At 52.3% G+C, this 4,112-nt stretch carries 2 protein-coding genes; both read right to left on the reverse strand.

From position 1 onward, the window contains the following. Positions 1–920, reverse strand: a 920-nt coding sequence (locus ACDC67_RS15845; RefSeq protein ID WP_376694607.1) for an IS256 family transposase, incomplete at its 3' end; no start/stop codon positions are given. A gap of 1,048 nt (positions 921–1,968) precedes the next feature. Beyond that, a complete protein-coding gene (locus ACDC67_RS15850) occupies positions 1,969–3,579 on the reverse strand; it encodes a hypothetical protein (RefSeq protein ID WP_376694608.1) in 1,611 nt (536 codons plus the stop codon). Positions 3,580–4,112: the final 533 nt, after the last annotated feature.

Below are 4,112 nucleotides of genomic sequence, written 5' to 3' on the forward strand. Positions count from 1 at the left end.
AACTTCGTTGGAATCAGACATCTATTCACTCCGTAAGCGCCCTGAATGTTACAGATAAAACCGATCAGGTGCTGTTGGGAGGGATGTTGACACACAGGGTCCCGGCTCTTGCCACGAGGCACCAGCGACAGGACGTTACGGTAGTAATGAACCGTGCAGCGCTGCCAGCGGGCCTCGGGGAAGTGCTCGCCCAGGCTCTCGACCAGGCCACGGCAGGCGTCGGAGATGACGAGCTGGACACCCTTCAGGCCTCGATCCTTGAGATGCTTGAGAAAGGCGCTCCAGCCGGCCTTGTCTTCCTTGGCGCCCTCGCAGATGCCCAGGATCGTCCGGAAACCGTCCTGGTCGACACCGACGGCCACCAGGACCGAGACGTGCCGGACTTCGCCGGCCCAAGTGCGCTTGAGCACCAGGCCGTCGAGATACACGTAGGTATGCTTGCCCTCGATCGGCTCGTTACGCCAGGCCTCGATGCGCTTGTAGACCTTCTGGTTGAGCCGACTGACCGTCCCGGCCGAGACGCGGTTGCCCCAAAGCGCCTCGGTGATGTCCTCGACACGGCGAACTGAGACGCCGGCCAGGTACATCTCCATCAGGGCCTCCTCGACCGAGGCTTCCCGGCGCCGGTAGCGCTCGATGATCGCGGTCTCGAAGGGCAGCTTACGCAGCTTCGGCATCTTGACCTCGACCTCGCCGGCCTTGGTGTGAAGCTTGCGGCTGTAGTGGCCCGCGCGGTAGTCCTGGCGCTTGTCCGAGCGCTCGTAGCGCCCGGCATTGCACAGCTGCTCGGCCTCGGCATCGAGCAGGTTGTTGATAGTCTCCTCGACCGTGCCGCGGACGACCCGGTCTAGGTGGTTGTGGATTTGCGATTCGTCGATTTGAACGATTTTGTCCCCGGATGCGGTAGACTTTTTACCCATGGCGGTGGTCTCCTTAGTTCTGGTTGCTTCGTCAAAAGCCAATTTACCAGAGCGGAACCACCGCCTCCTTTTTGCGCAAAATACGTTACGTTATCGAATTCCGCGGCCAAGTGTACGCCGCAAGCTCAGTAAACCGACCAGACTGAAACCGGCGCTGGGCCGGCCTCAGGGCTTCTAAGTGCTGGGATTGCACCTCAAATCGGAGCAGAGTCTTCCGGATCCCGCCCGGCTCTAGTTTGGCTACGGCCCATCTAAATATCTTATAGAAACAATCATCGTCATGTGCTTTCTTCAAGGATATCTGGCAAGCGCCTTAACTCAAGTCTTTCACCGCGCAAGACAATGATTTCGTCCGCAAACTTAACTGGATTAGTCCCTTTTCCTCCAAGATGGTCCAGAAAGTGTATAGAAGCCCTCAATGCCTTGATCACATCCGTCCGGTCCAGCGTGCTCGGCACGAGCCGCATACCAATTCGAGCCGACCTTGGCACACGAGTTAAAGGGTTGGGCGGATCCGACAATCGGTGACTGCCCTCAACGAGGCGAGTTCTTCTATGCTGACGCCCACCTCTAGGCTTCAACACATATGAAACTTCCCACATGTGATTGTGGGCAATTGCATTCCGAACATCAAATAGCTCTCCAAGATGGCGATATCTTCTATACTTCAAATTTACCCTTGCGTAGTTCGCTATATTTGATTCACAGCGTGCTCCAGGCCTCTTCTGCATGAGGAAGTAGCGGTCTCGCTGAGTTAATGACTCTAGCGTTGCGCAAGTAAGCAATATTATAGAGGCAGAGTAGCCTGACTCATAAAATCCTGCAGAAATCCAATCTCCCGGTCTAAAGGTTCGTTGAATAAGCGCTTCTACCTGATCCGCGATTGGCTGAGACAGGTGTGGCGCAACTGTTGATATGATAAATTCTTCAGTCATTACGCTTAGCCGGCCACGTTAGTCCGCACCTTCCGCAGACGATTGCCAGAACCTCGTCCCTAGCTAGTACCGATATCCATTGGGATAGGAATACCGCTAACACAGAATTCTGTCTAGTGCTTTGCAAGTGGCGATGAGAGGAAATTACGCAATGCCAATATAAAGTAGACCAAAGGCACACCGACAATAACGAATGCCAAGATGTACCATGATTGGCTCCCGTATAGGAGCGGAGCCTCAATCGAAGGCAATCGCAAGAGAGCACCTGGTAGCAGCAACATCGCCATAAACCGAGATTTGTAGCCCAATGGTTCATATGTTATGGGCTGAGAATCATTAATTGCCGCGCACCATGGAAGCAGAGCTAACAAACTCACCACCACTAGCCATGTTGCTGCTGCAGGCCCTGGTCTTTGTGAGTACCCGAATGCCCGATGAACCCACCGCATCCACCATTCAATCTTTGTGATGGGAAGACTCTTGTGATGAAGACGTAATGCCATCCATATGGCTGCGCTCCTTGAACTCCCTGCAATTGCGCGATTTATTACTGATTCAGCCAGTCTCTGAGCTTTTTGCGCTGCGGCGGCAACTTCAAAGCTGTTGCCCTGGAAATCTTTTGCGTAACGTATCATCGAATACGAATTGGGATGAAACACATGAAGCTGCTCTAACGAATCAATGTCTGAATACGGCAACTCGGTTGGATCAATACACTCTATTTGGCCCGATACCCGCCCCTCTGACTTCGATATCCGAATTAATTTTGCACAGTTCGACCTTTTACCGCGTTGGTTTTTTGGGCTACCCATTCTTATTCGAGATGGCTCTCGACCACTGATTCGCCCGTCAATTTCATGTACCTTAAACTTCCCCGAGACCTCCATAATCAATCCATTTTGGGGGATACTTAGTTCAGGTATTTCTTTGTGCGGCTTAATATTGCATTTTTTGATGTTTTCGGCAGAGCCCTCCGCGCACCTAACTTGAGCCAACGCCCTATCAATCTCGAACGGGCCTCGATTGTAAAGAGAAACGCAGGTATCCAAATTGGAGCTTTCGGACGAAACCTTGGCTATCCTGGTTTTGGAGTTCGAGCAAAGGTGCAGATCCCGACCAATTAGCTCGCCAATGCTTAACTCTGAACTGGTTTTATCCGGAACAAACGATATATAGAGAGACCCTTTCCAGTCCAAACACTCAATCGAGAGCCCCCTCTTCCCCTCTGCAAGGATATGCGACGAGGATCTGGCGCCTTCTGACACCGTGAGCTTCTGTATGACAATAGATTCGGGCTGCCGGCTATCCGCCCGCTCTGTGGTGGAGACCTTAAGAGCGCCTCGGAGTCGTAATTCATCGATCTCGACTACCTTGCTTCCCAAAGTAAGAATGGGAATATCATCGTTTATGGCCTTGGTGTCTGATTCAACCTGCAATACTCCAATTGTTTGCCCCTCGACTTCCAGGTTCCCCGCCTCTTCAGCTCGCCAAGATAGGGCGCCATCCACAGACCCATCGAATCGGGAATTACCGCCGCACCGGATGTCGGCACCAGATCCCACATTCCCAAGGACCTGCATGCCTTTTTTCGCATAAACTTTTGAAGTGTCGACCCCCCTGGCTACCTCTACACTACGCCCCTCAATTTCTGAGTCCTTAATTGGACCTGAAGCATCTATATGCGAGTGAGACTTGATTACAACCCCTTCGATCGCGTCTTCCATGCGCACTGCTTTTGCAGCCTTCAGATGGATTCTATGGGACCCTGACACTTTTCCCGTCACCCACAAATCTGAGCACGATACTTCAATATTTTCGCCATCTCCCTCTGCCTTCAGTAGTCCATCAATGCAGATCTGATTTGCCGACTGTATGGATGTGTTGATACAAGCGCCAACGAGTACGTTGGCAAGCCCCTGCCCATCTACTACGCAATCTCTTAGTGTGGCTGGCGATTGAAGATCATGACGTCTACTTATCTTTCCCCCGGAAAATTTAAAGATCCCCTCCTCAATCTGGACCTTGGGATCTTGCCTATGCGAGCGACCCGCAACCAAGATTGATTCCTGATCCGGAGACGTGAACCTAATCTCGGATTCTACAGCCTCACTCCGGACAAAAATTGTCCGCGTGATGGAAAGTTTTGCATCTTGAATTGTGCCTCTGTTGAATTTTGAGTGGGTATCATCGCCTCGGGACCCTGATTGGAGCCGGAGTGATGAGCGCACAGATTTTCGAAGCCGCCCTTGGCCTGACG

It is taken from the genome of Wenzhouxiangella indolica (genome assembly GCF_042310355.1).
Lineage (GTDB): Bacteria > Pseudomonadota > Gammaproteobacteria > Xanthomonadales > Wenzhouxiangellaceae > Wenzhouxiangella.